This is a genomic window from Plantactinospora sp. CA-294935 (genome assembly GCF_050936445.1).
Lineage (GTDB): Bacteria > Actinomycetota > Actinomycetes > Mycobacteriales > Micromonosporaceae > Plantactinospora.
In genome coordinates this window covers 2146848-2173492 of sequence record NZ_JBNJMU010000001.1, presented here as the reverse complement: position 1 = coordinate 2173492, position 26645 = coordinate 2146848, and the positions used below count along the sequence as shown (strand labels likewise).

Sequence of the window (26645 nt, the reverse complement as noted above, 5' to 3'; positions counted from 1 at the left end):
CGGTGCCCGCACGGCCCGGACAACGCCGACCGGGCGGGCCCCGTCCCCAGGGCCGGGATGCCGGAGCAGATTCCCGCATCCCAACCCGGAGGCTTCACGTCAGGACTCTTCGCACTTCTTCCATGCGAAGTGGTAGATGGTGTTGATGCCACCATCGGTCGAGTCCATCGCCATGAAGCTGGTGGTGGTCGCCGGGTTGGACGTCCCGACGTTCACCCGCAGCTCGGTGTTGATGTTGAGGAAGCGCATCTCGCCGCAGGGCGCGTAGCTCACCGAAGTGAGCTCGGAGGTGTCGGTCGTCTGCCAACTGTCGTCCAGCGGGCCGCTGAAGTTGTGGTTCTTGTACGTCGTCGGCGAGGAGCCCTGGAAGTAGTAGTTCGCCCTTGACACCGCGGTCGCACCGTTCGCCAGGTAGGCGTAGCCGCGGTAGTCGGCCTGGAGAATGGCGTAGGTGAAGCCCTCCGGGACGTGCACCTGCAAGGCCAACTGGCAGTTCTTCCGGGCGTCGGTCGGCCGCGCCCCCACGCCGACCTGGGCGAGATAGTCGCTGTAGGTCACCGTGAAGGCGGTGTTGTCGGGGGCGACCGCGACGGCCGCGGTCCCGGCCGGGCAACCCGAACCATTGATGGTAATAACCTCGATGACAATCTGCTCGTCCGGAGGCTCCACGGGCGGATCCGTCGGGATGACAATCCCGCCGAGCATCGAGGCAACGAGACTGCCAATGGCCAGCACACTGATCATGGGTTCCCTCCCGATCGTGGCGATAATGTCGCGCGCGCAGGCACACCTTAACTCTATTTATTGAACCCCGTCAATGTCTTAAAGTTGAATGCGTAATAGCCGAAAGGGTGGTACTGCGACCCGCAACCGAATACACAGGGCCCCCGGGCCAGGCTCGATGGACATTCACAATTCCATCGGCCGGCCCGGGGGCCCTGATTCGCGCTAACCCGACAGACCGCCGTCGGGGGACGCGTTTACGACGGCGTGGTCAGCACTCTTTCCAGCTAAGGTGGTAGACACTGCGCACACTGCCCCGGCTCGAGTCCATCGTCATGAAGCTCGTGCCGTTGTCCGCGCCGCCGCCGTCGACCCGCAGTTCGGTGTTGACGTTGAGGTTGCGCGCCTCACCGCAGGGTGCGTAGACCAGGGCAGCGGCCCGGTCGGAGGTACGCCAGCCACCGCTGTACGGCCCGGTGAACTCGTGGCTGGTCTGCGCGGTCGACGAACTGCCCATCCAGTAGTAGTGCGAGTGCTGCGAACCGCTGGCTCCCCGCTGGAGGTACGCGAAGCCCTGCAGGTCCACCTGGGCCACCGCGAAGGTGAGCCCCTGTGGGATGTTGACCCGCAGATTGAGCTGGCAGTTCTTCCTGAACTCGGTCGGCTTCGCCCCGGCACCGGCCAGCACGAAGTAGTCGCTGTAGCTCACCGTGAAGGCCGTGTTGTCGGCTGCGGTGCTCACCTCGGCCGTCCCCGCCGGGCAGCCCGATCCATTGACGGTCTCCACGCTGATGGTGACCCTCTCGGCAGGAGTCACCAAAGGCTCGGTAGCTACCGTCGAGGCAAACAATGCCGCGAGTACGCCGCCGACAGCCATCACGTTGGACATGGTAGTTCCCTTCCGGTCGTCGCGATGCGGTCGCGCCCGCAGCCCACCATAGTCAGAACATTGATAGCCGTCAATTAAACAATCTTGTAACCGTGCACATTCCGGAAACTGTTGATCAATTCCTTCGCTCGGGTCACAAGCATCCGCAGAGCCGCGTCATAGCGCGGCATCAAGACACGACTCGGCGGCCCGCCACCCCTTACCCGGACCAGGCCGGATGGACAAGACGCTTCATGACCTTCGCCGGGGGCGTACGGAGAAAGATGCCGGAGACCGGCGGTACAACGGACTCCGACGCCACCGCTATGTACGGTGAAGCCTCCCGGGCTCCCCGGGGTAATGGTTTCCGAGCCTTCTGGCTAACGGATTCCGAGAATCGGGCGTAATGTTCCCGAAACACCCGGCGTAGTGGTTTCGGAGCAGCCGGAGAGGTCAGGCCGACGGGTCCGTGGTGCGGCGGGGGCGCCAGACCACCAGCGCGGTCGAGGGCCGGCTGGTCGGCACCAGGTCCCGGCGGGGCAGCCCGCCGAGCGCCTCCAGCTCGGCCACCCGGCGATAGGCGGCCTCCAGCTCGGCCTGTAGGCCGGCGATCCGCTGCTGGAGTTCGTCGACCATCTGCTCCAGCACGATGATCCGCTTGATGCCGGCCAGGTTGACACCGTCGTCCTGACTGAGCCGTTGCACCTCGCGGAGGAGCGCGACGTCCCGGGCGCTGTACCGGCGACCGCCGCCCGGGGCGCGACCGGGCTGCACCAGCCCCATCCGGTCGTACTGGCGCAGGGTCTGCGGGTGCATGCCGGCCATCCGGGCCGCGACCGAGATCATCAGAACCTTGGCGTCGGACGCCTGCTCGATCGAGACGACGACGTACTCCTCGGCCACCTTGATCACCTCCGCGTTGCCAACAGCTCAGTTGAAACGACGCACCCGGGCGTCGAGATGTTCCCGTGCCGCCGCCGGAGTCTGCGCGGCGAACTCCTCCAGCGCCTTCCTGGCCTCCGGGGAGAGCTGCTCGGGGACCACGATCTCCACGGTCACCAGCAGATCACCGGCCTGGCCGTCCCGCCTCAGCACACCCCTGCCCCGGGCCCGCAGCGTACGGCCGCTCGGGGTGCCCGGCGGCACCCGCAGGGTCACCGCCGAGTCCAGCGTGGGCACCCGCAGGTCCGTTCCGAGTACCGCCTCCGCGATGGTGATCGGCACGGTCAGGGTCAGGTCGTCGCCGCTGCGCCCGAAGAGGTCGTCCTCGCGGACCTTGACCAGGACGTACAGGTCGCCGGGCGGGCCGCCCCGGTCACCGGGCTCACCCCGGCCGGCGAGCCGGATCCGCTGGCCGTCCGCGACCCCGGCCGGAAACCGCACGTTGAGCGTGCGGGACTTGGTCACCCCGCCGGTGCCCCGGCACTCCGGGCACTTCTCGTCCACGATCGTGCCGACGCCCTGGCACTCCCGGCACGGCTCGGAGAAGCTGAACGAGCCCTGGTCGCGGGTGACGACTCCGGCGCCCCGGCACTGCGGGCAGGTCCGGGGCAGCGTGCCCGGCTTGGCTCCGTCACCGTGGCAGGTGTCGCAGACACCGGGAGCGCGCAGCGTCAACGGCACCGTCACCCCGCGTACGGCGTCGTCGAAGTCGAGCATCACCTCGGCCTCCACGTCGCGACCACGGGCCGGGCCACGGGTCCGGGTGGGCCCCCCGCCGGAGAAGATCGAGCTGAACAGGTCGGAGAAGCCCGCCCCACCGAACCGACGGTCCCCGCCGGCCGCACCGCCCGGCTGGCCAACCCCGCCGAAGAGGTCCGAGACGTCGAACGGATATCCGCCGGGCCCGCCCGACCGGGCGTTGCGGCGGAACGCGCCCGACCCGAAGAGCGAGCGCATCTCGTCGTACTCCTTGCGCTTGCGCGCGTCGGCGAGCACGTCGTACGCCTCGGAGACGGCCTTGAACCGCTCCTCGGCCTGGGCGTCACCCGGGTTGTGGTCCGGGTGCGATTCCCTGGCCAGCTTGCGGTAGGCCTTCTTGATCTCGTCAGGAGAGGCGGACCTGGCCACCCCCAGTACGGCGTAGAAGTCCTTCTCCAGCCAGTCTTTGGAACTCATCGGTCGTCCACCTCCTTCCCCTGTGGCGCGGTCGAGGTGCCGCCCGCACCCCGTCCGACGGACGGCGTACGGGTGGCACCTCGACCGCGACGCACCGGCTCAACCTCGCTTCGACCCGGTTTCCTCCACCGCCGGAGCGTTCACTCCGGCTCCGGATCGGCCACCGCGACCAGCGCGGGCCGCAGCAGCGAATCGTTGACCTGGTAGCCGCGGCGCAACACCTCGACACAGGTCGGCTCGGTGACCTCGGCCGAGGTCTGGTGCGCGACCGCCTCGTGCTGGTTCGGGTCGAACGGGTCGCCCTTCTCGCCGAACGGGGTCAGCCCGAACTTGGCCAGGGCGGTGTTCAACTGCTCCGCCACCGTGCCGAACGGCCCGACCAGGTCGCCGTGCTCGCGGGCCCGATCCAGGTCGTCGAGTACGGGCAGCAGCGCGGCCAGTACGACCCGGGTGGCCCGGTCCGCGTCCCTGGCCCGCTCCCGGTCCATCCGCTTGCGGTAGTTGGCGAACTCCGCGGTCACCCGCTGGAGGTCCCTGGTCCGCTCGTCCAGCTCGGCCCGCAGCGCGGCGAGTTCGGCGCCGAGCGGGCCCCGCCCGTCGACGTCGGCGGTGGTCTCGATGACCGGCGTGGCCGGGGCGTCCACCACCGGTCCGTCCGTGCCGGACGGTCGCTCCGCCGCCAGCACCTCGGCGAGTTCGGTGTCGTCGACCACCGGGGTGGCCGGGTCGGTGGTCGCCGCACCGGAGTCGTCGACGGTCGCGTCGCCCGGACCGGTGGTCGCGTCGTCCGTCACCTCCGGCCCGCCCTCGGCCGACTTCGCGTCGTCGACCGAGGCCGCGGCACCTGTCGACGCGGTGTCGTCCACCTCTCCGGCGGCCACCACCGGCTCGGTGTCACCCGGCGGCTCCGGATCCGGGTTCGGATCCTTCGCCGCCAGGGTGGTCCCGTCGGTCGTACCGCCCGAGCCCGGCTGGTCGCCGGTCGGGTTGATCTTCCGGTTGTTCCGGATGACGACGCCCTCGCCGTCCGTGCCCGAGGCAGGGCCGGCGGGCGCGGAGCCACCCGGCGCCGATCCGGTGGACTCCGGCTCGGCGGCTCGTGGCTTGTCCGTCATTCAGCTACCTCGATCCGTTGTGCTTACGGCCAGCCCGGGTACGCGGAGAACGCGTCGTCACTGAACCTTTTTCAACCTTCCCTCGCGGTCCGACGGACCGCAGGGTCGGATGCGGTGCGTGAGCGCCGCGCGATTCAGGTCGAAAAAGGTTCACTTCTTGTCGTCCTCGTCGACGATCTCCGCGTCCACCACGTCGTCGGCGCCGCCCTTGGCACCGGTCGGCCCGGCCTCCGGGCCCGCGTCGGCGGCACCCGGCTGCCCCGGCTGCTCGGCCTGCTGCTGCGCGTAGAGCAGCGAGCCGGCCTCCTGGGAGACCTTGAGCAGCTTCTCGTGGGCCGACTTGACGTTCTCCAGGTCGGTCCCGCCGAGCGCGGAGCGCAGGTCACCGAGCGCCTCGTTGATCTTGTCGCGCGGCTCGGCCGGCAGCTTGTCCCCGCTCTCGGCGAGGAACTTCTCGGTCTGCCACTGGAGCTGCTCGGCCTGGTTGCGGGTCTCCGCCTCGTCCCGGCGCCGCTTGTCCTCGTCGGCGTGGTCCTGGGCGTCCCGCATCATCCGCTCGATGTCGTCCTTCGGCAGCGCCGAGCCGCCGGTGATCGTCATCGACTGCTCCTTGCCGGTGCCGAGGTCCTTCGCGTTGACGTGCACGATGCCGTTCGCGTCGATGTCGAAGGTGACCTCGATCTGCGGCACACCGCGCGGCGCCGGCGGCAGGCCGGTCAGCTCGAAGGTGCCGAGCTTCTTGTTGTACGCCGCGATGTCCCGCTCGCCCTGGAAGACCTGGATCAGCACCGACGGCTGGTTGTCGTCGGCCGTGGTGAAGACCTCGGAGCGCTTGGTCGGGATGGTCGTGTTGCGCTCGATCAGCTTGGTGAAGATGCCGCCCTTGGTCTCGATGCCCAGCGACAGCGGGGTCACGTCGAGCAGCAGGACGTCCTTCACCTCGCCCTTGAGCACACCGGCCTGGAGCGCGGCACCGACCGCGACGACCTCGTCCGGGTTGACGCCCTTGTTGGGCTCCCGGCCGGTGAGCTGCTTGACCAGCTCGGAGACGGCCGGCATCCGGGTCGAGCCGCCGACCAGGATCACGTGGTCGACGTCGGAGACCTTGACCCCGGCGTCCTTGATGGCCTGGTCGAACGGGCCCTTGCAGCGGTCGAGCAGGTCCTGCGTCATCCGCTGGAACTCCGCCCGGGTCAGCGTCACGTCGAGGTGCAGCGGCGCCGACGGGGCACCGTCGCCACCCGCCGGGCCGGCGGTGATGTACGGCAGGTTGATGCTGGTGGTGGTGGCGGCGGAAAGCTCGATCTTGGCCTTCTCGGCCGCCTCGCGCAGCCGCTGCATCGCCATCTTGTCCTGGGACAGGTCGACCCCGTGCTGGCCCCGGAAGGTCTTCACCAGGTGGTCGATGATCCGCTCGTCCCAGTCGTCGCCACCGAGGTGGTTGTCACCGCTGGTCGACTTGACCTCGATGACCCCCTCGGCCAGCTCCAGCAGCGACACGTCGAAGGTGCCGCCGCCGAGGTCGAAGACCAGGACGGTCTGCTCCTTGGAGCCCTTGTCCAGCCCGTACGCCAGCGCCGCCGCGGTCGGCTCGTTCACGATCCGCAGCACGTTGAAGCCGGCGATCTCCCCGGCCTCCTTGGTGGCGGTCCGCTGGGCGTCGCTGAAGTACGCCGGAACGGTGATCACGGCGTCGGTGATCCGCTCACCCAGGTACGCCTCGGCGTCCCGCTTGAGCTTCATCAGCGTCCGGGCGGAGATCTCCTGTGAGGTGTACTTCTTACCGTCGATGTCGACGGACCAGTTGGTGCCCATCTCCCGCTTGACCGACCGGATGGTCCGGTCCGGGTTGGTCACCGCCTGACGCTTGGCGACCTCACCGACGAGCACCTCGCCGTTGCGGGCGAACGCGACGATCGAAGGAGTCGTCCGCGAGCCCTCGGCGTTCGCGATGACGGTGGGCTCACCGCCTTCGAGAACGCTGACGCAGGAATTCGTCGTGCCGAGGTCGATTCCGACCGCACGTGCCATCTTCGCTTCCTCGCTTCGTTACAAGGCAGGTGACGGGCACCGCCCGCAGCGCACCCACCGCAAGTTGAGTGGACCGGGCTCAATAGTGCCACGATCCGCCGTACGCGCAAAGTCGGACTTGAGTCACATCGACGCAACCCGTGCCAGGGCTTCCACCACCGCGAATGCCTCGACACGGCAGGGCATCGACAGTGGTCGTGGGGATCCGGAGAGCCGGCCAGGAAACCGGCGGCGGGCAGTGCGTTGATCCGCGAGCAACGGTGCCTGTTGTCTGTGTTGCAGGGATCGGGCAGTCTTTACCCCGTGACGACCCACGGCGAACCGGCCACCGGCCTCGGCACGCCCCTGGTCGGCCCGGAAAACCCCATCGCCGACGCGGATCGCGAGCAGGCCGATACCACCCTCCGGGACCCACCGGCCGGCGACCCGGCCGGCCCGGTGGACCGGGTGCCCCCGACCGTCCCCACGCCGCCCGAGACCGTCCCCGCCGCCGCGGAGGGTCGGCCCCCGGGCGGCGACGCCGCCGCTGACCTGCGCTGGGCGCTCACCCGGCTGCGGACCGCGATCGACGTCACCGCCTATCCACTGGCCCTGCCGGGAGCGGACGAGGCCCGCCGGCTCGGCTCGGCGCTGCGGGCGCAGCTCGCCGACTACCTGCTACCCCGACTCGCCCGGCTCGACGCGCCGCTGCTGGTGGTCGTCGGCGGTTCGACCGGCGCCGGCAAGTCAACCCTGGTCAACAGCCTGGTCCAGGCCCGGGTCAGCAGTGTCGGCGTGCTCCGGCCGACCACCCGCTCGCCGGTGCTGGTCTGCAGCCCGCTCGACGCGGCCTGGTTCCGGCAGGGCGAACTGCTGCCCGGGCTGACCCGGACCACCACCCCCGGCGACCAGCCGGAGACCCTGCACCTGGTCACCGCGCCCGCCCTGCCCGCCGGGCTGGCCTTCCTGGACGCCCCGGACATCGACTCGGTGGTGGACACCAACCGGGCGCTCGCCGCCCAACTGCTCGCCGCCGCCGACCTGTGGCTCTTCGTCACCACCGCCGCCCGGTACGCCGACGCGGTGCCCTGGGAACTCCTGCACACCGCCCGGCTCCGCGGTACGGCGATCGCGCTGGTCCTCGACCGGGTGCCGCCGGCCGCCGCCGACGAGGTGACCGCACACCTGGCCGAGATGCTGGCCGAACACCAGCTCGGCGCCGCGCCGCTGTTCGTACTCCCGGAGACGGTGGTCGACGGGCAGGGGCTGCTGCCGGGGCGGCTGACCGAGCCGCTGCGCTCCTGGTTCGGTCGGCTCGCGGCCGACTCGGAGGCCCGGGCGGCGGTGATCCGGCAGACCCTGGACGGCGCCGTCGCCGCGCTCGGCCCGGCCGTCGACAGCCTCGCCACCGCCGCCGACCAGCAGGCGAACGCCGCGCAGGCGCTGGACGAACGGGTCCGGAGCGGCTACCGGGGCGCCCGCCGCTCGGTCGAGGAGGCCCTCCGGGACGGCCGGCTGCTCCGCGGCGAGGTGCTGGCCCGCTGGCAGGAGTTCGTCGGCACCGGTGAACTCTTCCGCACCCTGGAGGCCCGGGTCGGCCAGCTCCGTGACCGGCTCGTCGCCGCGGTGACCGGTCGCCCCGCCCCCAACGCCCAGCTCCGGAGCGCGATCGAGTCGCAGCTCGTCACGCTGCTGCGGGAGTCCGCCGCCACGGCCGCCGAGCAGACCGCCGCGGCCTGGCAGACCCATCCGGCCGGCGCCGCGCTGCTCACCAGCGAGCTGTCCCGACCGGGCGAGGACCTGCCGGAGCGGGCCGAGCGGCTGGTCCGGGACTGGCAGCGCGGCGTGTTGGAGCTGGTCCGCGCCCAGGGCGGCGACAAGCGTTTCGTGGCCCGCAGCGCGGCGTACGCGGTGAACGCCACCGGACTGACGGTGATGATCGCCGTCTTCGCCTCCACCGCGTTCATCCCGACCGGTCTGGAGGTGGCGGCGGCCGGCGGCACCACGGTCGCCGCGCAGAAGGTACTGGAAGCGATCTTCGGCGACCAGGCGACCCGCAGCCTGGCCACCCGGGCCCGGGCCGAGCTGCTCGGTATGGTCGACCGGCTGTTCGACGAGGAGGCGGCCCGCTACCTGGCCCGCACCGCGACGGCCGGCGTCGACGCCGGCCACGGCGACCAGCTCCGCGAGGCGGCCCGGCTGGTCGACGCCGCGCGGGCCGGCGCCGCCGAGACCGCCGGAGCGGAGGCCCGATGACCGACATCCTGGGCAGGGTTCGGGACGCGTTCCGCCCCGACCAGCGGGCCGACCCGGATCGGCTGGTCGAGCGCCTGCACGCGGTCAACCGGTTCCTCGGCGCCGTCGACGGCCACCTGCCCGACGAGCGGCTGGTCGCGGCGCACACCCTGATCGAGCGGGCCGGCACCCGGCTGGCACTCTCGCGCAACCACACCGTGGTGGCACTGGCCGGTGCCACCGGCAGCGGCAAGTCCAGCCTCTTCAACTCGCTGGCCCGGTTCGAGATGTCGCCGGTCGGGGTACGCCGGCCGACCACCGGGGTCACCCATGCCTGCGTCTGGGGGCCGCTGGACGGCGCGACCCGGCTGCTCGACTGGGTCGGCGTACTGCCCCGGCACCGGTTCGTCCGGGAGAGCGCGCTGGACGGTGCGGACGAGGCGGCGCTGCACGGCCTGGTCCTGCTCGACCTGCCCGACTTCGACTCGGTGGAGTGGTCGCACCGCTCCGAGGTGGACCGGCTGCTCGGCCTGGTCGACCTGGTCGTCTGGGTGGTCGACCCGCAGAAGTACGCCGACAAGGTGCTGCACCGCAGCTACCTGCGCGAGTTCCACCGGCACCGGGACGTCACCGTGGTGGTGCTCAACCAGGCCGACCGGCTGTCCCCGGACGAGCTGCCCCGGGTGCTCGCCGACCTGCGCCGGCTGGTCGACGCCGACCAGCTCACCGGGGTACCGGTGCTCGCCACCTCGGCGCTCGGCGACGCCGGTACGGCACCGCTGCGGGGCGCCCTGGAGCAGGCGGTCGCGCAGCGGCAGGCGGCGCTGCGGCGGCTCTCCGGAGACGTGGACACGGTCGTCGAGGGGCTCGCCGGACTGGTCGACCCCGGACGGGCCGACGACGACGTGGACCGGCCGACGATCCGCCGGCTGATCGACGCGCTGGCCGCCGCGGCCGGCGTACCGGCGGTGGCCGAGGCGACCGAGCAGGCGTACCGGCACCGGGCGGTGGCCGCGACCGGCTGGCCGCTGGCCCGGGGCCTGCGACGGCTCCGTCCCGACCCGCTCCGCCGGCTGCACCTGACCGGGGCACCCGCCGAGCCGGAACGTCCAGCGGAACCCGGCGGGCTGCTGGGCATCGAGCGCCCGCCGGTCGCGGCGACCTCGGTACCCGAACCGAGCGCGGCACAGCGCTCCGCCGTCGGACTCGCCGTCCGGGCGGTCGCCGACCGGGCCGGGGCGACGCTGCCGAGCCCCTGGCCGGCGGCGGTGACCGCGGCGGCCCGGTCCCGGCTGGCCGACCTGCCCGACGCGCTCGACCGGGCCGTCGCCACCACCGACCTCGGGGTGGACCGCCAGCCGGTCTGGTGGCGGCTGGTCAACGCGGTGCAGTGGCTGGTCACCGTCACTGCGGTCATCGGCCTGGGCTGGCTGCTCCTCGGCTACGCGGTACGCGCGCTCGGGCTGCCGGAACTGGACTATCCGATGGTCGGGGTGGCGCCGCTGCCCACCGTCGGGCTGCTCGGCGGCCTGCTCTGCGGTGCACTGCTCTCGCTGCTGGTCAAGCCCGTGATCAGGTGGGCCGCCCGGCGGGCGCGGTGGCGGGCCGAGGGCCGGATGCACGACGCGGTGGCCGAGGCCGCCCGGGGTTACGTGGTGACCCCGGTCCGCGAAGTGCTGCGGGCGTACGCCGAGGCACGGTCCGCGCTGGGCGTCGCCGCCGGGCGCCGATGAGCCGCCGCGTCCTCGGCGAGCGGCACAGCGGGACGACCACGGGCAGGTGGCGGCCGGTACTGGTCCGGAGCGGGCTGGTGCTGCTCGGCGTACTGCACATCTCCTGGGGGGTGCCGGCCGTGCTGGCACCGCGCTGGTTCTTCGACAACTTCCCCGGCTTCGGGCTCTCCTGGACGGCCGGCTACCCGCCGTACAACTCGCATCTGATGACCGACGTCGGGGCGGCGTTCCTGACCCTGGGCGCGATGCTGCTGGCCGCCGCCTGGTTCGACGACCGGCGGGTCACCGCCGTGGTGCTGAGCGGGCTGCTGATCTTCAGTACCGTGCACCTGGTCTTCCACCTGGCGCACATCGGCACGCTGAGCAGTGCCGATCTGCTCGCCAGCCGGGGCACGCTGCTGCTCGGCGTGCTCGGCCCCGGCGCGCTGCTCGTGCTGGACCGGCGTCCTCGGGCGTAGGGTCGGTCCATGGCCTCGCCTCGGACCCCCTTTGAAGCCGTGCTGCATGCCGCCCGCGACGTGACCAAGCTCGACTGCGCGCTCGACGCCGAGATGCTCGGCACCGCACTGCTGGGCAGCGTCTACGCGATCGCGGAGGAAGATCGCAACAGTGCCGTTCGGCACTTCGTGAGCGACTTCCTCTCCGCCACGTCCCGTCGGCGTACCGCCGCCGCGACCACGATCCGGACCGTCTTCGCGGCCCTGGTGCCGGACGCCGCCGGCGCCGCCTCGGTCAAGCCGGGCGCGCAGGCGCCGTCCTGGTCGGGCCAGCTCGGCAAGGTACGCCTGACCGGCAGCTACGCCTACGGCGACGTGTACGGCGACCAGACCTCCTACCTCGCCACCTTCGCCTACGACGACAGCACGTCGGGCGGGCCGGAGCACGCCGTGGTGGCCCTGGTGGACCACAACATCGGCATCACCAAGGACGTCTTCGTCGGCGGTCCCGCCGAGCGGATCCTCGGTCAGGTCCGGGAGATGTGTGCCGGCGACGCGCTGACCTGGTTCCGCGAGGAGGATCCGGCCCGGCTGCGCGGTGAGGTGGCCCGGCATCTGGTCATCACCGACGAGCTGGGGGACCTGCCCGACGAGGGCTCGCTGGCCACCGACCGGACCCTGGTCGGCGCCCGGCTGGCGCTGCTGCCCCCGCCCGCGCCGGCCGCCACCGTCGACGACGAGCCGGAGCCGCTCTCCACGGCCGAGCGGGACCGGCTGGTCCGGTCCTTCCTCGCCTCGCCCGAGGCCGCCCGGTTCGGGCTGCCCGAGGTGTCCGAGGCCGACCTCGCCTCGCTGCACTTCTGCCTCAGCCTGGTGTTGGACCACTCGGCGACCTTCTCCGACCCGGACCCGCTGCGGTGGAGCCCGGCGGTGGCCGGGCTGTTCCTGCTCGACTGGGTGCACCGGCGGGCGGTACTCGACATGGACGACGCGGCGATGCTGCCCCGGGTGGTCCGGAGCTGGGCCGCGTACGCCGCCCGGCTGCGGGGACTGCCGGCCGAGGCGGCGTCCCAGACCGACACCTCGATCGAGGAGATGGTGCCGGAGTTCGTCCGGCTCTACACCACCGGGGAGCGGCGCAGCCCGGCGACGGCGGCGGTGGCCCAGCTCATCGCCGACGGCGTCGACCCGAACGACCCGGCGGCGCTGGACGCCTGGATCGAGGCGAACCGGCAGCGGATGGACGACGAGCCGGCATAGCGGCGGTCAGCCCTGCCCGGCCGGCTGGCCCAGCAGCGTGGCCCGGCGGGCGGTCAGCGCGGGCAGGTCCACCCGGACCGGCCACGGCTGCGCGGTCGCGAACGGCTCGGTGGTGTAGTGGGTGACGTACCGGTATTTCCGGCTGCCGGGGTCGAGCACCAGTTCGGCGAGGGAGATGGTCGGCTTCTCCTCCTCCGGCACCACGATCCAGTACGCCGGGACCCCGGCCCGGGCGTAGAGAGCCCGCTTGGTCTCGGTGTCCCGCAGCGCCGAGGTCGGCGACACCACCTCGACCACCAACAGCGCGTCGACGATCGGGAACGGGGTACGCCGCAGGTGCTCCGCCCGGGTCACCACCACGTCCCGGCCGGGGCTCGTTGTGCGCGTCGACCGTGGTCGACTGGTCGGTGCCGACCGCGAACTCATCAGACGGACACGAATCCTCCAGGATGTTGGCGATCCACCGGGCGATGGTGTTGTGGTCGATCGTGGCCGAGGGGGACACGATGATGCTTCCGTCAATCAGCTCGTAGCGCCGGCCGTCATCGGGCAGGGCGTGCAGGTCTGCCGTGGTGTAGCCGTGTGGGCCGGGCCGGTCGAGGGCGATCGGGGCGGCACTCATCGGAGAACCTCCGGGATCGGTCGGGGAAGCCACGAGGTCAAGGCTACGGGTGGGACGTTCACGGGCGCCACGCTAACTCCAGAGCAGCGACAGTCTCACGTAACGACGACGGGGCGGCGCATTCGCGCCGCCCCGTCGTCCGGTACCCGATGGATCAGATCGCGACCTCGTGGTCGTCGTGCAGTCCGCCGCCGCCACCGGCCGGCGCGGTGCTGCCGCGGGTCGGTCCGGTCAGCGGGGTGTCGAGGCCGCGGGTGTCGTAGGCGTACGTGATGAGCGCGTGCGCGACCGCGTCGGACATCTCGTCGATCGCCTTCAGGCTGATGTTGTCGATGTCGTCGCAGGCCTGGTGGTAGCACGAGTCGTAGGGGGCACCGGCCGTGCCGCCGTAGACCTGGGCCTCCTCGGCCGTCTTGACCAGCTCGGCCCCGGTGAAGAGGCCGCCGGACGGGATGTCCACCCCGGCCGCGATGAACGGTCCGTAGTCACTGCGCCCGGAGAACGGCGTCTCGGCCGAGGCCAGCCGCTGCGACCGGAAGTAGTCGTGGAAGAGCTTCTCGATCGCTCCCGAGCCGGGCGGGCCGGCTGCGGACCCGGTGCCGGGCGGGAAGGCCGAGTTGTCGCCGTCGTAGACGAACCGGACGTAGTTCGGCGAGCCGACCATGTCGAAGTTCAGGTAGAGGGCGATCTTGTCCCGCTCCGCCTGCGGCAGGTTGGCGATGTAGTACGTCGAGCCGACCAGGTTGGCCTCCTCGGCGCCCCAGAGCGCGAACCGGACCTTGTTCTTGGTGGGGAACCAGCGCAGCTGCTCGGCGATCTCCAGCAGGGCCCCGCTGCCGCTGCCGTTGTCGTTGATGCCCGGGCCCTCCGGTACCGAGTCGAGATGCGCACCCGCCATCACCACGTTGCCCGGGTTGCCCCAGCGCGACTCGGCGAAGATGTTCTCGGTGGTGGCCTGGCCCCGGAAGGTGTCGGTGAAGACCCGCAGGGTCAGACCGCCCGCGACCTGGCCGACCAGTTCCTGGCCGAGCGCCTGCGAGACGCCGACGGCGGCGAAGTCCAGGGTGTAGTCGTTGCCGAGGGTCCCGGAGAGGTCGCCCGGGATGTTGTTGTAGATGACCACCGCCGCCGCGCCGGCCGCCGCCGCCGTGCTGGCCTTCTGCCCGAACGGGCAGGTGCCCCGGCTGACCACGACGATGGTGCCGACGTTGGCCGGTCCGAAGTCGCCCGGTTCGCAGCCCTGGGAGTCACCGGTCGGCACGCTGGCCGGTGCGGTCACGTCGGCGCTGCCCGAGTAGCTCATGATCCGATGTGGCAGGTCGCCGGCGGGCGCCGAGACCCGTTCCAGTTCGGACGGAGTGTTGATCAGGAAGGTCTGGAAGTCGAACGCCTGCCGGGTGACCCGGTATCCGGCGTTCCGGAACACCTTTTCCGCGTAGTCGACCGACTTGTCATATCCGGGCGCGCCCGAGGCGCGGTTGCCGTTGTTGCGGTCCGCGATTTTCTGTAGCTCTTTGAGATGCTTGTGTACGCCCTTGGCCGTGACGGCCTTGCGCAGCACCCAGGAGCCGAGGCTCCCGAGGCCGGAGCTGGCCTGTGCCGGCGCGGGCGCCGCCACCACCGCGAGCGCTGTCACGAGCGTGGTGGCCAGTAGGCCACGGCTCCACCTGTTGCTGGTGCGACCCACGCTGCCTCCCTGTCGGGTCACCGGGGTTACCGGTCTTATCGAGGGAGGTCAGCATAGCTATGCGTCACTGGCCGGTGAATAGTCCACACGAGTGTGCTTACCGCCCGGTGGTGCGGGACCCCGGCAATGATCGGCCATCGATGGCCGGCGGGCCACGACCTGGGAGAGCAGGCCGGGCCCGCCGACACCACCGGTGAGCGGCCTGGCCCCCCGCCAGCCGATCAGGGCGGCGGCGCTGGCCCGGAGGCCAGCGCCGCCGAAGGCCGTCGTTGCCGGTCGACGACCTTGTTCCGGTAGTTCGGTCCGGCCGGTGAGTGCGGGACCGAATCCTTTCTCGTCCTAGTGACGATAACCGCTGTGATAGCTTCTCGTCAAGGTGGTGATAATTCAGATGGCCGAATTTCCGCCGTTCGCCGTGACCGTCGACCTGGTGGTCCTCACCGTGCGGGCGGACGAGCTCTGCATTCTGCTGGTACGCCGGGGCGTGCCGCCGTACCACGATCGCTGGGCGCTGCCTGGCGGGTTCGTCGGCTTCGACGAGGACCTGCCGGACGCCGCCGCCCGGGAACTGACCGAGGAGACCGGAGTTCCCGAGCCGATCGGCCATCTCGAACAGTTGGGCACGTACGGGTCACCGAAGCGGGACCCCCGGGGTCGGGTGGTCACCGTGGCGTACCTGGCGCTGCTGCCGGACCTACCGCCTCCGGTGGCCGGCACGGATGCGGCGGCGGCGGACTGGCTGCCGGTGTCCCGGGTCGCCGACGCCCAACTCGCCTTCGACCACGACGTCATCCTGGCCGACGGGCTCGAACGGGCCCGGGCGAAGCTTGAGTACACCCCGCTGGCCACCGCGTTCTGTCCGCCGGAGTTCACCATCGCCCGGCTGCGTACGGTCTACGAGACCGTCTGGGGCGGCCGGTTGGACCCGCGCAACTTCCACCGCAAGGTCACCAGTACCGCCGGCTTCGTGGAGCCGGCCGGCCGGGTCACCGAGGGCGACCGGGGCCGGCCCGCCCAGCTCTTCCGGCGCGGTCCGGCCGAACTGCTGCACCCACCGATGCTCCGCCCGTCGGTCTCCCGGAGCTGAGCCGCGGCCCACCTTCACCGCATCCGTCACCCGACCGCCCAGGTGGGCGCGCGGACGGGCAGCTCGACGGCGTCACGCCCCGACCGGTCCGCGTCGCCGGACGGCCACCGCGAGAGACAACTCGTCAACGTCGACCCCGACGGGTCCACGCCGCCGGACGGCCACCGCGACAGACAAGCCACCGCGAGAGACAACTCGTCAACGTCGACCCCGACGGGTCCACGTCGCCGGACGGCCACCGCGAGGGGCGGTTCCACAGCGTCACTCCCGGGGCGGCTCAGGACGCGCTGCCGGCCGGCGGGGTGCTGGGTACTGGTGCGGGGGTGGGTGCGGGGGTGGCCGGATGGCCGGTCGGTCCCGGGGTGGCGCTCGGGCCCGCCGAGGTCGTAGCGCCCGGCGTGGGCACCGGGCTGGTCGGCGGAGCGGGGGACGGTTCCGGTGCGGCGGGGACGGACGGCGCGCCCGTCGGCGCGGGTGACCTGGTCGGCGCGGCGGACGGCGACCCGGTCGGGGAGCCGGACGACGGCGACGGCACGGGAGACGGCGACGTCACCGGGGGCGGGGACGAGGCGGGCGACTGGGCCGGTGGCCGGACGGTCGGAGGCAGCGGTGTACCGGGCCCGTTCGCACCGGGCGGGTCGATCTCCGGCGACACCCGGCCGGGTTCGCCCGCGGACGGGGAAGCCCGGTCGGGCAGGGCGCCGGTCGGGACGGGGAACGGCAGCCAGCCGGTCTGCTCGGATCTGGCACCCGTACCGGCCGGTCCCGGTTCCACCAGCGGCGGGACGGTCGGGTAGCCCGGCAGTGCACCCGGCGAGGGTGGGACGAACGGGGTGGCGTCGGCCGGGCGCATCCCGTCGGAGACGGTCGCCGAGCCGCTGCCGATGGCGGCCAGGATCGGCAACGAAGAGGTGCCGGCCAGCAGAGCGACCGTGAACAGGTACCGGCGGGCCGGGCGTCCGAGCCCTTCCGCCCGATGCACCCCGGTCACCCTCCGATATCCGACGTGCGCGCCGCCGGACCGGCGGTGCCGGGCCAGCAGCACGGGAGCCGGGGGCTCGTAACCGTGGTTGGGCACGGAAAACTCCTCGTCGTCGGCGGCGCGGGGCAGGCGGCGGCCGGGTGGTACGGATCGCGGCGAGGGTGACGCCGCCGCTACCTACAGTGGCCGAGTAACCCTGCGTTGGCCAGCGTCACACAGCGTGTCAGCAATCGAGTTTCGGTCGATCCGATGTTCGTACCCGATCAAATCGGTTGATGTGGTGCGAAGCCGGCGGCGGCCCGGATCCGACGGAGGCCGAGCTGTAGCGGTACCGACCTGCTCTGCGAATATGGAGCCGACGGCAACGCGGCCGCGACCTTCGCGCACCCCCGCGGCAGGCAGGACGTGGTGCCGGCGCTCGATGGACCGGGTTCGGCAGAATCTGGTCCATGCCGCGTGGCTACCCCTACCGGGGACAGGCGCGGCAGCCACCCCCGGTCCGGCAGCAGCCGGACGGGCGCACCAGCTGCGCGGTCGGGACACCCCCGGTGCCGACGCACGAACGACAGGGAGATAGGGATGGCGAAGGGCGATCCCGCGGGTACGGCCCGCGGCAGGCGAGCCACACCCCGGTCCGCACGGTCTGGCGGGAAATCCCCCGGCACCGGTGACCTGGTGCAACTACTCACGCCCGAGGGCGACCGCATCGACAAGGTCACCTGGTCCGACGGCACGGAGTACCGCGTCGACTTCACCGACGAGGAATACCGCGGCCTCTACCGGGACCTGGTGCTGGTCCGTCGGTTGGACGCCGAGGCGACCGCGTTGCAGCGGCAGGGCGAGCTGGGCATCTGGGCCAGCCTGCTCGGCCAGGAGGCGGCGCAGGTCGGTTCGGGTCGGGCGCTGCGGCCGCAGGACATGGCCTTCCCGACCTACCGGGAACACGGCGTGCTCTACTGCCGGGGCATCGACCCGATCATGCCGCTGGGCCTGTTCCGTGGCGTCGACCTGGGCGGCTGGGACCCGAACGAGTTCAAGTTCAACATGTACACGATCGTCATCGGGGCGCAGACGCTGCACGCCACCGGCTACGCGATGGGCGTGAACATGGACGGCCGGACCGGCACCGACGACGGCGAGGCGGTGATCGCCTACTTCGGCGACGGTGCCTCCGCGCAGGGCGACGTGAACGAGGCCTTCATCTGGTCGGCCGTCTTCAACGCCCCGATCGTCTTCTTCTGCCAGAACAACCAGTACGCCATCTCCGAACCCCTCGAACGGCAGACCCGGATCCCGCTCTACCAGCGGGCCGCCGGCTTCGGCTTCCCCGGCGTACGGGTGGACGGCAACGACGTGCTGGCCACGTACGCGGTGACCCGGGCGGCGCTGGACAACGCGCGTCACGGTCAGGGCCCCACCCTGATCGAGGCGTACACCTACCGGATGGGCGCGCACACCACCACGGACGACCCGACGCGCTACCGGATCGCCAGCGAGGTCGAGGCGTGGCAGGCCAAGGACCCGATCGCGCGGGTCCGGGCGTTCCTCACCAAGCAGGGCATCGCGGACGACACGTTCCTGGCCGAGGTGGAGGAGCAGGCCAAGCAGGAGGCGCTGCGGCTGCGCGAGCGGGTGCTGGAGATGCCCGACCCCGAGCCACTGACCCTCTTCGACCACGTGTTCCCGAACGGCTCACCCGAGGTGGACGCGCAGCGCGAGTTCACCGCCCGTTACCTGGACTCGTTCGAGGGGAGCGTGCACTGATGGCCACCGAGACCCTCACCCTGGGCAAGGCGATCAACCGCGGCCTGCGCCGCGCACTGGAGCACGACCCCAAGGTCGTGATCATGGGCGAGGACGTCGGCAAGCTCGGCGGCGTCTTCCGGATCACCGACGGGCTCCAGAAGGACTTCGGCGAGAACCGGGTGATCGACACCCCGCTCGCCGAGTCCGGCATCATCGGCACCGCGGTCGGGCTCTCCATCCGGGGGTACCGGCCGATCTGCGAGATCCAGTTCGACGGCTTCGTCTACCCGGCGTACGACCAGATCGTGTCGCAGGTGGCGAAGATGCACTACCGCTCGCAGGGCAAGGTCAGGGTGCCGATGGTCATCCGCATCCCGTTCGGCGGCGGCATCGGCGCGGTCGAGCACCACTCGGAGTCCCCGGAGGCGTACTTCGCGCACACCGCCGGGCTGAAGGTGGTCGCCTGCTCGTCGCCGCAGGACGCGTACACGATGATCCAGCAGGCGGTCGCCTCGGACGACCCGATCGTCTTCTTCGAGCCGAAGCGGCGCTACCACGAGAAGGGCCAGGTGGACCTGGACGCCCCGCTCGGCGACGCGTACCCGCTGCACGCCGCCCGGGTGGTCCGGCCGGGCCGGGACGCCACGCTGCTGGCGTACGGGCCGATGGTGCGTACCGCGATGGAGGCGGCCACCGCCGCCGAGGAGGACGGTCGGGACCTTGAGGTGATCGACCTGCGTACCCTCTCCCCGCTGGACCTCGGCCCGGTCTACGAGTCGGTGAAGCGCACCGGACGGTGCGTGGTGGTGCACGAGGCCCCCGGCAACCTCGGCCTCGGTTCCGAGATCACGGCCCGGATCACCGAGGAGTGCTTCTACTCCCTGGAGGCCCCGGTACTCCGGGTAACCGGCTTCGACACGCCCTATCCGGCCGCCCGGCTGGAGGAGGACTACCTGCCCAACCTCGACCGGGTGCTCGACGGCGTCGACCGCACCTTCGGGTGGTGAGCGGAATGTCGCGCGTCAGGGAGTTCCCCCTGCCCGACCTCGGCGAGGGGCTGACCGAGGGCGAGATCCTCAAGTGGCTGGTCGCAGTCGGCGACATTGTCGAGCTGAATCAGCCGGTCGTCGAGGTCGAGACGGCGAAGGCGGCCGTCGAGATCCCGGCCAAGTGGGCCGGCAAGATCACCGCGATCTTCCACGACGAGGGCACGGTGGTCGACGTCGGCTCGCCGATCTTCGCCGTGGACACCGACCCGGGCGCCGGTGACCTGCCGGAGCCGTCGGCGGCGTCGCTGGCCGCTGTCGAGATCGCGCCCGCCGAGGGCGCCGTCGAGCCCGGCCTGATCGGCGGGCCCGCTCCGGGTGGCCGGACGGCGGTGCTGGTCGGGTACGGCCCGCGCACCGGTGCCGCGAAGCGCCGCCCGCGCAAGGGCGCCGGGGTACCCGCCTCGAACGGTGCGCCGGTGGCGGCTCCGGCTCCCGAGCCGGTACGCCCGACGCCCGAGCCGGTACGCCCGGCCGCAGCCGACCCGGTGCGTCCGGCGGCTGCCGAGCCGGTACGTCCGGCGGCTGCCGAGCCGGTACGTCCGGCGGCTGCCGAGCCGGCACCGCAGACCGGCGGGAGTGCCGCCGCACCGGGTGGACTGGTGTTGGCCAAGCCGCCGGTGCGCAAACTCGCCAAGGATCTCGGGGTCGACCTGCGTACCCTGACCGGGTCGGGGCCGCTCGGCTCGATCACCCGGGACGACGTACACCTGGCGGCGGCGGGCACGGCAACGGCGGCCGAACCGGCGCCGACGACCGGGACCGCGACGGCGTCGGCCTTCGGGCCGGACCGGGAGCAGCGGATCCCGGTCAAGGGCGTTCGCAAGCTCACCGCGCAGAACATGGCCGCGTCGGCGTTCACCGCGCCGCACGTCACCGAGTTCCTGACGGTCGACGTGACCCGCTCGATGAAGGCGCTCGACCGGCTGCGCAAGCGCCGGGAGTGGCAGGACGTCCGGGTCTCCCCGCTGCTGCTGGTCGCCAAGGCCGTGCTGCTGGCGGTCGGCCGGCATCCGATGGTCAACTCGACCTGGGCCGGCGAGGAGATCGTCGTCAAGGAGTACGTCAACCTGGGCATCGCGGCGGCGACCGAGCGCGGCCTGATCGTGCCGAACATCAAGGACGCCGGCCGGCTCAGTCTGCGCGAGCTGGCCGACGCGATGACGGCACTGGTGCAGACCGCCAAGGCGGGGAAGACGGCTCCGGCGGACATGTCCGGCGGCACCCTCACCATCACCAACGTCGGCGTCTTCGGCGTCGACACCGGTACCCCGATCCTGCCCCCGGGCGAGTCGGCGATCCTGGCGTTCGGCGCGATCCGGGAGATGCCCTGGGTGCACAAGGGCAAGGTCAAGGTCCGTCAGGTGACCACGCTCGGGCTCTCCTTCGACCACCGGATCATCGACGGCGAGTTGGGGTCGAAGTTCCTGCGCGACGTAGGTGACTTCCTGGCCGATCCGGAGGCAGCGCTGCTCGGCTGGACCTGACCTCCACCACACGGCAGCACCTGTCACAGCCGGCCGGTGTGCCCCGGGTTACTCCCGGGCACACCGGCTGTTTCCGTAAGGTTACGAAGAAACATCGCCACGATGGCCCTCAGACCTTTGATTCTTCGGCTGGTGTCTCAGCTCACCTACTAATCGGTGGCGGACACCATGCTGGCGAGGTTCAATGGACTCAACAGACGCGGGCACAACCGAATAGCCAGGGGGCGCAACACCATGAGCATGCTCAACCGACTTCGTAACCGCCGGGACAGCGCGCGGCGCGCGCGGGCGATCGAGCGGGCGCTGCGGGCGACGAGTTCGCCGGCCGTCCGGGACGAGATCCTGATCGCCGCGCAGCGTTACTACGGCTGACCTCGACAGACTCCTCACCTCCTCCGCACCACACCGACGGCCCGTCCGGAGCACTCCGGACGGGCCGTCGGTGTTTCCCACCCGCACGCCACCGGAGTACCGCCCCCACGACACCGCCCGGTACGGTGGGGCTCGGTCGCCGCCCCGACCGGCCGGTAGGACGTGCGCCGAGCAGATGTCAGTTCGGCTCGCCCTGGACGACCGGGCCCGGCGACCCGCGCTGCCCGGGCGGTGCCGGCCTGGACCGGCTACCGTGCGGGGAGCTTGCCCAGCCCGGTGTCACGCCGGAGTCGCCGGCAATCTGGCTGGCGATCGGCGCGTGAGACCGGCGCGGCCTACATGTGATGGAGGAGGCGCGCGCATGACGTCCGAGGATCCGCAGCAACCCGGCCGGTGGCCGGACGAGGCTGCGCCGGGCGCCGCAGGCCCAGCCCCGTACGGCAACCCCGCACCACACCACGACGACCGGTTCCCGCCCCAGGGATCCGTTGGTACGCCACCGGCCGATTTCGGTTGGGCTCCGCCGCCGCCCGCCGGGCGGGCCAGCGCGCCGGTGGCCTGGAACGAACCACCGGGCGGTGCCCCGGGCCACCCCGGCCCGGCCGGCTGGGCGACACCGGGCGACGAGCCGGGTACGCCCGGCCCCCGCCCGGACGGCCCGTGGGGTCCGCCCCCGGAGTCCGCCGGCACACCGCCGGCACCCTCGGAGGGCTCGGGCTTCCCGCCGGAGTGGGGAAGCCCGCCGAACCAGTCCGGTCCACCGCGCTGGACCGGGGCCGGCCAGCCCGCCGAGCCGTCGAGTGGCCCGCCCGGATATCCGCCCGCGTCCGGCCCGCAGGGTTATCCCGACCAGCCCGGCTCGCCCGCCGGAGCGCCCGGTTATCCGGACCCGTCGGCCGGCGGTGCCCCGAGCTACCCCGGCCAGCAGTACGGTGCCCCGGCGTACCCGTCGGCGGCACCTGGCAGCCCCGCCTATCCGTCGGCGGCACCGGGTAGCCCCGCCCAGCCGGCCGAGCCGCCGAGCTATCCGCCGGTCACCCGACCGGCCATCCCCGAGGGTGAGCCGTGGCCGGCATCCGAGGTATGGGGCGCCGCATCGTCCCGCGCGGATTCCGGGTCCCGCCCGGACTCCGGCGGACCGCCGAGCGACTATCCACAACACCCCGCCGACCGCCCCCACCCCGCCGAGCCGGACGCGCCGCACGACGGTGCGCCGCAGTCCTCCGCCTGGGCACCCCAGGCGCCGACCTGGTCGACGGGACCCGGCGACGGCCGGCCCGGCCCGTTCGAGCCGTCCCGACCCGAGTTCGACCGCCAGGAGCCCGACTTCGAGCGGCGCGAGCCGGACTTCGAGCGGCGCGAGCCCGACTTCGAGCGGCGCGAGCCGGCGTTCGACCGGCGCGAGCCCGACTTCGACCGGCGCGAGCCGGACGGGCCGGCGTACCAGCCGCGTCCGGCGCCGGGCATCTCGCCCGGAAACGCCGTACCGCTGCCGCCGCAGGAGACCCGGATCCCCGGGGCCAGCCTGGCGGCGTCACCACCGGCCGACTTTCCCCCGTCCGCCGGTCGCCAGACGCCGGGCGAGTACGGCTCGCCGGCCCGGGAACAGGGTGGCTGGGCGCCCGAGGTACCCGACGCCGCACCGCAGTCGCCCGTGCCCACACCCGGCGCCGCACCGGTCGTACCGCAGCCGCGGCTTCCGACCGATTCGGCGGTGGCCGGCCGGGTCTCCGTACCCGGCGTACCGGGGCAGCCGGAGTCGGCGGGTTCACCCGACCGGCCCACCGGTCGCGCCGTGGCCGGGAGTGCGGCCGTACCCGCGGCGAGCCGGGTACTGCCCCCCGCCGACCTCGCCGCCGCGGCCTCGGTACCGGCGCCCAAGCCCCGGGTGTACGGCCGACCGGCCGGCGCGGACGAGCCTGACCAGCAACCGGCGCCGACCGGCGGACCGGGCGGCTGGGACACCAACCAACCGGGGTCGCCAGCCGGTCCTGCCGGCTGGGACGGCGACCGGCCGGGTGGTGCACCCGGCGGTGGCTGGGACGGCGACCGGCCGGGTGGTGCACCCGGCGGTGGCTGGGACGCCGACCGGCCGGGTGCTGCCGACGCACGCCGGGCCGGCCCGACGGTCTACGGTGCGCCACCGGCCCAACCAGGGCAGGGCGAGCGCGGCGACGGCTTCCCCGACGACCCACCGGCGACCCGGGTAGCGGTTCCCGGCGCCCGGACACCCCAACCCGACGCCCCGAACCACCCGCCGGGCGGGTCGGCCTTCGCCGATCTGATCGGTCCCGGTGGCATGCCCGGCCAGGGCGGGGTCGGGGTGGACGGATCCGGCGGTCCGAGTGGGCCGGCCCCGTTCGACGGAGACCGGTTCGGCGGCCCAGGCCAGGCTGGACAGGACCGGTTCGGCGGCCCAAGCCAAACTGATCAGGACCGGTTCGGTGGACCAGGCCAAACGGATCAGGACCGGTTCGGTGGACCAGGCCAAACTGATCAGGACCGGTTCGGTGGACCGGCCCCGTTCGACGGGGATCGGTTCGGCGGCCCCGGCCAGGGCGAGCCCGACCGGTTCGGTGGCCCCGGACCGGCCGGTGGCGGCCAGTTCGGTCCTGGTCCGGCCGGTGGCGGCCCTGCTCCCTTCGACGGGGACCGCTTCGGTGGCCCCGGCCCGGCCGGGGCCGGCCAGTTCGGCGCTTCCGCCCCGCCCGGCACCGACCGGTTCGGCGGACCGCCCGGGCAGCCCGACTTCGGGCCACCCCCTGGGCAACCGGGCTTCGGGCCACCGCCCGGGCAACCGGGCTTCGGGCCACCGCCCGGACAGCCGGGCTTCGGGCCACCGCCCGGGCAGCCGGGCTTCGGGCCGCCGCCGGAAGGGGACGGCCCCGGATTCGGCCGGTCCGGTGCCGCGGGTGCGGCACCGACGGCGTACGGAGCACCCGGGGCGGGACCGGGGACGTACGGGGCACCGCCTGGCGGCGCGCCTCCGTACGGGTCACCCGCGTCCGCCGGACCGGGCTGGGGCGGTGCGAACGAGGGCGAGCAGGGCCGGTTCGACTCGTTCAAGCCGGAGGCGGCGGAGTCGGAGACGAAGACCGAGCCGCCGACGCCGCAGGTACGCAACGGCAAGGTGCTGTTCCTGGTGCTGGTCGCGGCGGTACTGCTGCTGGCGATCCCGCTGGGCACGCTCTGGCTGCTCGGCAAGATCGGCGGCGAGGACGCGGCACCACCGTTCAACCCGGCGGTGGGCGCCTGTGTCAAGGACGCCGGCGGCACGCCGGTGATCGCGGACTGCGCCGAGCAGGGCGTCTTCAAGGTTGCCTCGAAGGTGACCGACAAGAACGAGTGCCCGGCGGACACCCCGCAGACGATCGTCGTACCGGACCGCAAGGAAGTGCTCTGCCTGCAACCGGCGGCGGCTCCGGCCGGCGGATAGCCGCCCGAAACGGCTGACCTCGTTCAGCGCCCCGCCTGGCTGCCAGGCGGGGCGCTGGTCGTCGCTGTGCCGGTCCGGCGCCCCGGTCGCCGGGGTCAGTCGGGAGCGGGGGTCACGTACACGCCCCTGCCCTGATGCCCCTGGAGCACACCCCGCTCCTGTAGCCGTGCCAACGCCTGCTTGATGGTCGGCGCCGAGCACTTGTACTGCTCCCGGAGCTGGCTGATCGAGGGTAGCTGGTCGCCCGGCCGAAGCTCGCCACTCGCGATCTTGGCCTCTACGTCTCGCATGACGCGGCGGTACACCGGCTCGGCCGGCGAGGCAGGTGCAGGCATATGAGGTCCCCTTGTGTAGTCAACCAAGATCGGACCACGACTGACCTGGCGACACAAGCAAGCCTAGACATCGACGTTGACTTGGCTTACCTGGCAATCTAAGTTGGCTGGGCAGGTCCGGGTGATCTCCACGGCAGGCGGCTCCTCCGAGTCCGTCCGCACCCGCTCCTCCGTCGTGCCACCACAACGGCCCGACCATGACCCGCATCGCATGCCATCCGCGCCCAGCCCACGGGGCCCCCTTGGCCGGAGGATCCCGACCACCGACTTGGCTTACCAAGCTTTACAAGTGTGAGGAGATCAGATGACGCTCGTACTGACCCGCCGCCGCCTGCTGGCCGGTGCGGCGGTTACCGCCACCGCGGCGATAGCGGCCTGCAACGACGGCGACGGCGACGGGAGCGGCGGTAGCGAACTGCCGGTGGAGAAGGTTTCGATCCTGAGCGGGGCAGGCTTCCAGGGCCGCGAAGCCCCGATCTTCGTGGCCCGGGCCAAGGGCTGGTTCACCGAGGTCGGGCTGGAGGTCCAGGTCCTTCCGGGCAAGGGCACCACGAGCAACCTACAGACCCTGGCCGGCGGTCAGGCCACCTTCGCGACGGTGGACGTGAACGGCGCGATGATCGAGTTCACCCGTGGCGGTGGCATCAAGAACTTCAGGCTGACCTCCGTGCTGCATCAGCGGAACCTGGCATGCTTCGTCGCGCTCAGGTCGAGCGGCATCGCCACGCCGCGCGACCTCGCCGGCAGAACGCTCTCCTACATACCCGGCGGGATCAACTACCTCCTCTTCAACACCTATGCCCGACTGGCCGGCTTCGACCCCTCCAAGGTCAAGTGGGTGAGCAACCCGATCGCGACCCAGCACGCGGCGATGCTGGCCCAGAAGAAGGTCGACGCGATCAGCCAGTTCGTCCCGGCGGTGGAGTCGGTCCGGACAGTGGCGAAGCAGGATCTCGTGACCCTGCCCTTCACGGACTACATCGGCGACCTGCACGGTTCCGCCATCGGTGTCACCACCGAGACCGCGCAGAAGAAGCCGGATCTGGTCCGCCGCTTCAACCGGGCGCTGCTGCGGGGAGTGGAGTACGCGATCAACCATCCCGAAGAGGCGGGCCAGATCTACGCGTCGGAGAAGGAGACGCAGGGACAGCCGCCCGCGGCGGCGGTCGCCGAGGTCAAGGCCCTGCGGGCGTACGTCGAGGGCATCTCGGACGGCCCGCTCGGCCACTTCAGCGAGACGCGGATGGCCAAGAACATCGCGATCCTCCAGGCTGCCGGCACGATTCCGGTGGGCCTCACCCCGAACGACATCATCGCGTCCGACCTGGTCGGGTAGGCCGGCCCGG

At 72.1% G+C, this 26645-nt stretch carries 21 protein-coding genes and 1 pseudogene; 11 read left to right on the top strand and 11 right to left on the bottom strand.

Annotated features, from left to right (window positions below):
- Positions 1 to 99: 99 nt before the first annotated feature.
- The 6 genes from ACQEVC_RS09790 to dnaK all read right to left on the bottom strand — a co-directional run bounded on the left by ACQEVC_RS09790 (position 100) and on the right by dnaK (position 6855).
- Positions 100 to 744 (bottom strand): DUF4360 domain-containing protein, encoded by a 645-nt coding sequence (locus ACQEVC_RS09790; protein ID WP_346258073.1) that lies wholly within the window; start codon positions 742 to 744, stop codon positions 100 to 102.
- Positions 745 to 994: 250 nt separating this feature from the next.
- Complete coding sequence (locus tag ACQEVC_RS09785) at positions 995 to 1540, bottom strand: DUF4360 domain-containing protein (protein ID WP_432875390.1); 546 nt, start codon at positions 1538 to 1540, stop codon at positions 995 to 997.
- 504 nt (positions 1541 to 2044) lie between these two features.
- Positions 2045 to 2437 carry a heat shock protein transcriptional repressor HspR gene (locus tag ACQEVC_RS09780; RefSeq protein WP_432891233.1) on the bottom strand — a complete coding sequence of 131 codons (393 nt, stop codon included), beginning with the start codon at positions 2435 to 2437 and terminating at the stop codon, positions 2045 to 2047.
- An 84-nt stretch (positions 2438 to 2521) separates the two neighbouring features.
- Positions 2522 to 3709, bottom strand: a complete 1188-nt coding sequence (dnaJ, locus tag ACQEVC_RS09775; RefSeq protein ID WP_432875388.1) for a molecular chaperone DnaJ — start codon at positions 3707 to 3709, stop codon at positions 2522 to 2524.
- Between the two features lie 140 nt (positions 3710 to 3849).
- Positions 3850 to 4824, bottom strand: a complete 975-nt coding sequence (gene grpE / locus ACQEVC_RS09770; RefSeq protein WP_432875386.1) for a nucleotide exchange factor GrpE — start codon at positions 4822 to 4824, stop codon at positions 3850 to 3852.
- Positions 4825 to 4974: 150 nt separating this feature from the next.
- On the bottom strand, positions 4975 to 6855 hold the full coding sequence (gene dnaK / locus ACQEVC_RS09765; RefSeq protein ID WP_432875383.1) for a molecular chaperone DnaK: 1881 nt from the start codon (positions 6853 to 6855) through the stop codon (positions 4975 to 4977).
- 303 nt (positions 6856 to 7158) lie between these two features.
- On the opposite strand from dnaK, the gene ACQEVC_RS09760 reads away from it, so the two are divergent.
- The 4 genes from ACQEVC_RS09760 to ACQEVC_RS09745 are packed head-to-tail and all read left to right on the top strand — an operon-like array spanning position 7159 to position 12499.
- Complete coding sequence (locus tag ACQEVC_RS09760) at positions 7159 to 9090, top strand: ABC transporter (protein ID WP_432875380.1); 1932 nt, start codon at positions 7159 to 7161, stop codon at positions 9088 to 9090.
- The gene (locus tag ACQEVC_RS09755) at positions 9087 to 10802 is read left to right on the top strand and encodes a GTPase (RefSeq protein WP_432875378.1); all 1716 of its coding nucleotides are present in this window, start codon (positions 9087 to 9089) and stop codon (positions 10800 to 10802) included. The genes ACQEVC_RS09760 and ACQEVC_RS09755 overlap by 4 nt, the downstream gene beginning before the upstream one ends.
- Positions 10799 to 11260 (top strand): hypothetical protein, encoded by a 462-nt coding sequence (locus ACQEVC_RS09750; protein ID WP_432875376.1) that lies wholly within the window; start codon positions 10799 to 10801, stop codon positions 11258 to 11260. Before ACQEVC_RS09755 ends, ACQEVC_RS09750 begins: the two co-directional genes overlap by 4 nt.
- A 9-nt stretch (positions 11261 to 11269) precedes the next feature.
- Entirely contained in the window at positions 11270 to 12499 is a 1230-nt protein-coding gene (locus tag ACQEVC_RS09745; RefSeq protein ID WP_432875373.1) for a hypothetical protein, read from the top strand.
- Positions 12500 to 12505: 6 nt separating this feature from the next.
- Here ACQEVC_RS09745 and ACQEVC_RS09740 read toward each other — a convergent pair whose 3' ends face one another.
- The 3 genes and pseudogenes from ACQEVC_RS09740 to ACQEVC_RS09730 form a co-directional block, all read right to left on the bottom strand.
- The gene (locus ACQEVC_RS09740; RefSeq protein WP_432875371.1) at positions 12506 to 12925 is read right to left on the bottom strand and encodes a Uma2 family endonuclease; all 420 of its coding nucleotides are present in this window, start codon (positions 12923 to 12925) and stop codon (positions 12506 to 12508) included.
- 16 nt (positions 12926 to 12941) lie between these two features.
- Positions 12942 to 13121: pseudogene (locus ACQEVC_RS09735) on the bottom strand (Uma2 family endonuclease); the annotation flags it as partial.
- Between the two features lie 154 nt (positions 13122 to 13275).
- Positions 13276 to 14808, bottom strand: a complete 1533-nt coding sequence (locus tag ACQEVC_RS09730) for a M28 family metallopeptidase (protein ID WP_432875369.1) — start codon at positions 14806 to 14808, stop codon at positions 13276 to 13278.
- Between the two features lie 391 nt (positions 14809 to 15199).
- On the opposite strand from ACQEVC_RS09730, the gene ACQEVC_RS09725 reads away from it, so the two are divergent.
- The gene (locus ACQEVC_RS09725) at positions 15200 to 15895 is read left to right on the top strand and encodes an NUDIX hydrolase (RefSeq protein WP_432875366.1); all 696 of its coding nucleotides are present in this window, start codon (positions 15200 to 15202) and stop codon (positions 15893 to 15895) included.
- A gap of 277 nt (positions 15896 to 16172) precedes the next feature.
- Here ACQEVC_RS09725 and ACQEVC_RS09720 read toward each other — a convergent pair whose 3' ends face one another.
- On the bottom strand, positions 16173 to 16973 hold the full coding sequence (locus ACQEVC_RS09720; RefSeq protein ID WP_432875363.1) for a hypothetical protein: 801 nt from the start codon (positions 16971 to 16973) through the stop codon (positions 16173 to 16175).
- Positions 16974 to 17456: 483 nt separating this feature from the next.
- On the opposite strand from ACQEVC_RS09720, the gene pdhA reads away from it, so the two are divergent.
- The 5 genes from pdhA (at position 17457) to ACQEVC_RS09695 (ending at position 24964) form a co-directional block, all read left to right on the top strand.
- A complete protein-coding gene (pdhA, locus tag ACQEVC_RS09715) occupies positions 17457 to 18641 on the top strand; it encodes a pyruvate dehydrogenase (acetyl-transferring) E1 component subunit alpha (RefSeq protein WP_432875360.1) in 1185 nt (394 codons plus the stop codon).
- Positions 18641 to 19630 carry an alpha-ketoacid dehydrogenase subunit beta gene (locus ACQEVC_RS09710; RefSeq protein ID WP_432875357.1) on the top strand — a complete coding sequence of 330 codons (990 nt, stop codon included), beginning with the start codon at positions 18641 to 18643 and terminating at the stop codon, positions 19628 to 19630. The genes pdhA and ACQEVC_RS09710 overlap by 1 nt, the downstream gene beginning before the upstream one ends.
- A 5-nt stretch (positions 19631 to 19635) precedes the next feature.
- A complete protein-coding gene (locus ACQEVC_RS09705; RefSeq protein WP_432875354.1) occupies positions 19636 to 21156 on the top strand; it encodes a 2-oxo acid dehydrogenase subunit E2 in 1521 nt (506 codons plus the stop codon).
- Positions 21157 to 21390: 234 nt separating this feature from the next.
- Positions 21391 to 21528 carry a hypothetical protein gene (locus ACQEVC_RS09700; RefSeq protein WP_203867450.1) on the top strand — a complete coding sequence of 46 codons (138 nt, stop codon included), beginning with the start codon at positions 21391 to 21393 and terminating at the stop codon, positions 21526 to 21528.
- 361 nt (positions 21529 to 21889) lie between these two features.
- Positions 21890 to 24964: a hypothetical protein gene (locus tag ACQEVC_RS09695; RefSeq protein WP_432875350.1), complete on the top strand. Its 3075-nt coding sequence runs from the start codon at positions 21890 to 21892 to the stop codon at positions 24962 to 24964.
- A 95-nt stretch (positions 24965 to 25059) separates the two neighbouring features.
- On the opposite strand, the gene ACQEVC_RS09690 is transcribed toward ACQEVC_RS09695, so the two are convergent.
- Positions 25060 to 25254 (bottom strand): winged helix-turn-helix domain-containing protein, encoded by a 195-nt coding sequence (locus ACQEVC_RS09690; protein WP_239312855.1) that lies wholly within the window; start codon positions 25252 to 25254, stop codon positions 25060 to 25062.
- A gap of 349 nt (positions 25255 to 25603) precedes the next feature.
- On the opposite strand from ACQEVC_RS09690, the gene ACQEVC_RS09685 reads away from it, so the two are divergent.
- Positions 25604 to 26635: an ABC transporter substrate-binding protein gene (locus ACQEVC_RS09685; RefSeq protein ID WP_432875347.1), complete on the top strand. Its 1032-nt coding sequence runs from the start codon at positions 25604 to 25606 to the stop codon at positions 26633 to 26635.
- Positions 26636 to 26645 lie beyond the last annotated feature (10 nt).

Bases quoted from the DNA above. Each gene is read 5' to 3' on its own strand.
- ACQEVC_RS09700 (WP_203867450.1), top strand. From the start codon at position 21,391: ATGAGCATGCTCAACCGACTTCGTAACCGCCGGGACAGCGCGCGGCGC.
- grpE (WP_432875386.1), bottom strand. From the start codon at position 4,824: ATGACGGACAAGCCACGAGCCGCCGAGCCGGAGTCCACCGGATCGGCG.
- ACQEVC_RS09745 (WP_432875373.1), top strand. From the start codon at position 11,270: ATGGCCTCGCCTCGGACCCCCTTTGAAGCCGTGCTGCATGCCGCCCGC.
- pdhA (WP_432875360.1), top strand. From the start codon at position 17,457: ATGGCGAAGGGCGATCCCGCGGGTACGGCCCGCGGCAGGCGAGCCACA.
- ACQEVC_RS09685 (WP_432875347.1), top strand. From the start codon at position 25,604: ATGACGCTCGTACTGACCCGCCGCCGCCTGCTGGCCGGTGCGGCGGTT.
- dnaJ (WP_432875388.1), bottom strand. From the start codon at position 3,709: ATGAGTTCCAAAGACTGGCTGGAGAAGGACTTCTACGCCGTACTGGGG.
- ACQEVC_RS09755 (WP_432875378.1), top strand. From the start codon at position 9,087: ATGACCGACATCCTGGGCAGGGTTCGGGACGCGTTCCGCCCCGACCAG.
- ACQEVC_RS09790 (WP_346258073.1), bottom strand. From the start codon at position 744: ATGATCAGTGTGCTGGCCATTGGCAGTCTCGTTGCCTCGATGCTCGGC.
- ACQEVC_RS09750 (WP_432875376.1), top strand. From the start codon at position 10,799: ATGAGCCGCCGCGTCCTCGGCGAGCGGCACAGCGGGACGACCACGGGC.
- ACQEVC_RS09780 (WP_432891233.1), bottom strand. From the start codon at position 2,437: ATGATCTCGGTCGCGGCCCGGATGGCCGGCATGCACCCGCAGACCCTG.
- ACQEVC_RS09710 (WP_432875357.1), top strand. From the start codon at position 18,641: ATGGCCACCGAGACCCTCACCCTGGGCAAGGCGATCAACCGCGGCCTG.
- ACQEVC_RS09690 (WP_239312855.1), bottom strand. From the start codon at position 25,254: ATGCGAGACGTAGAGGCCAAGATCGCGAGTGGCGAGCTTCGGCCGGGC.
- dnaK (WP_432875383.1), bottom strand. From the start codon at position 6,855: ATGGCACGTGCGGTCGGAATCGACCTCGGCACGACGAATTCCTGCGTC.
- ACQEVC_RS09705 (WP_432875354.1), top strand. From the start codon at position 19,636: ATGTCGCGCGTCAGGGAGTTCCCCCTGCCCGACCTCGGCGAGGGGCTG.
- ACQEVC_RS09695 (WP_432875350.1), top strand. From the start codon at position 21,890: ATGACGTCCGAGGATCCGCAGCAACCCGGCCGGTGGCCGGACGAGGCT.
- ACQEVC_RS09740 (WP_432875371.1), bottom strand. From the start codon at position 12,925: ATGAGTTCGCGGTCGGCACCGACCAGTCGACCACGGTCGACGCGCACA.
- ACQEVC_RS09725 (WP_432875366.1), top strand. From the start codon at position 15,200: ATGGCCGAATTTCCGCCGTTCGCCGTGACCGTCGACCTGGTGGTCCTC.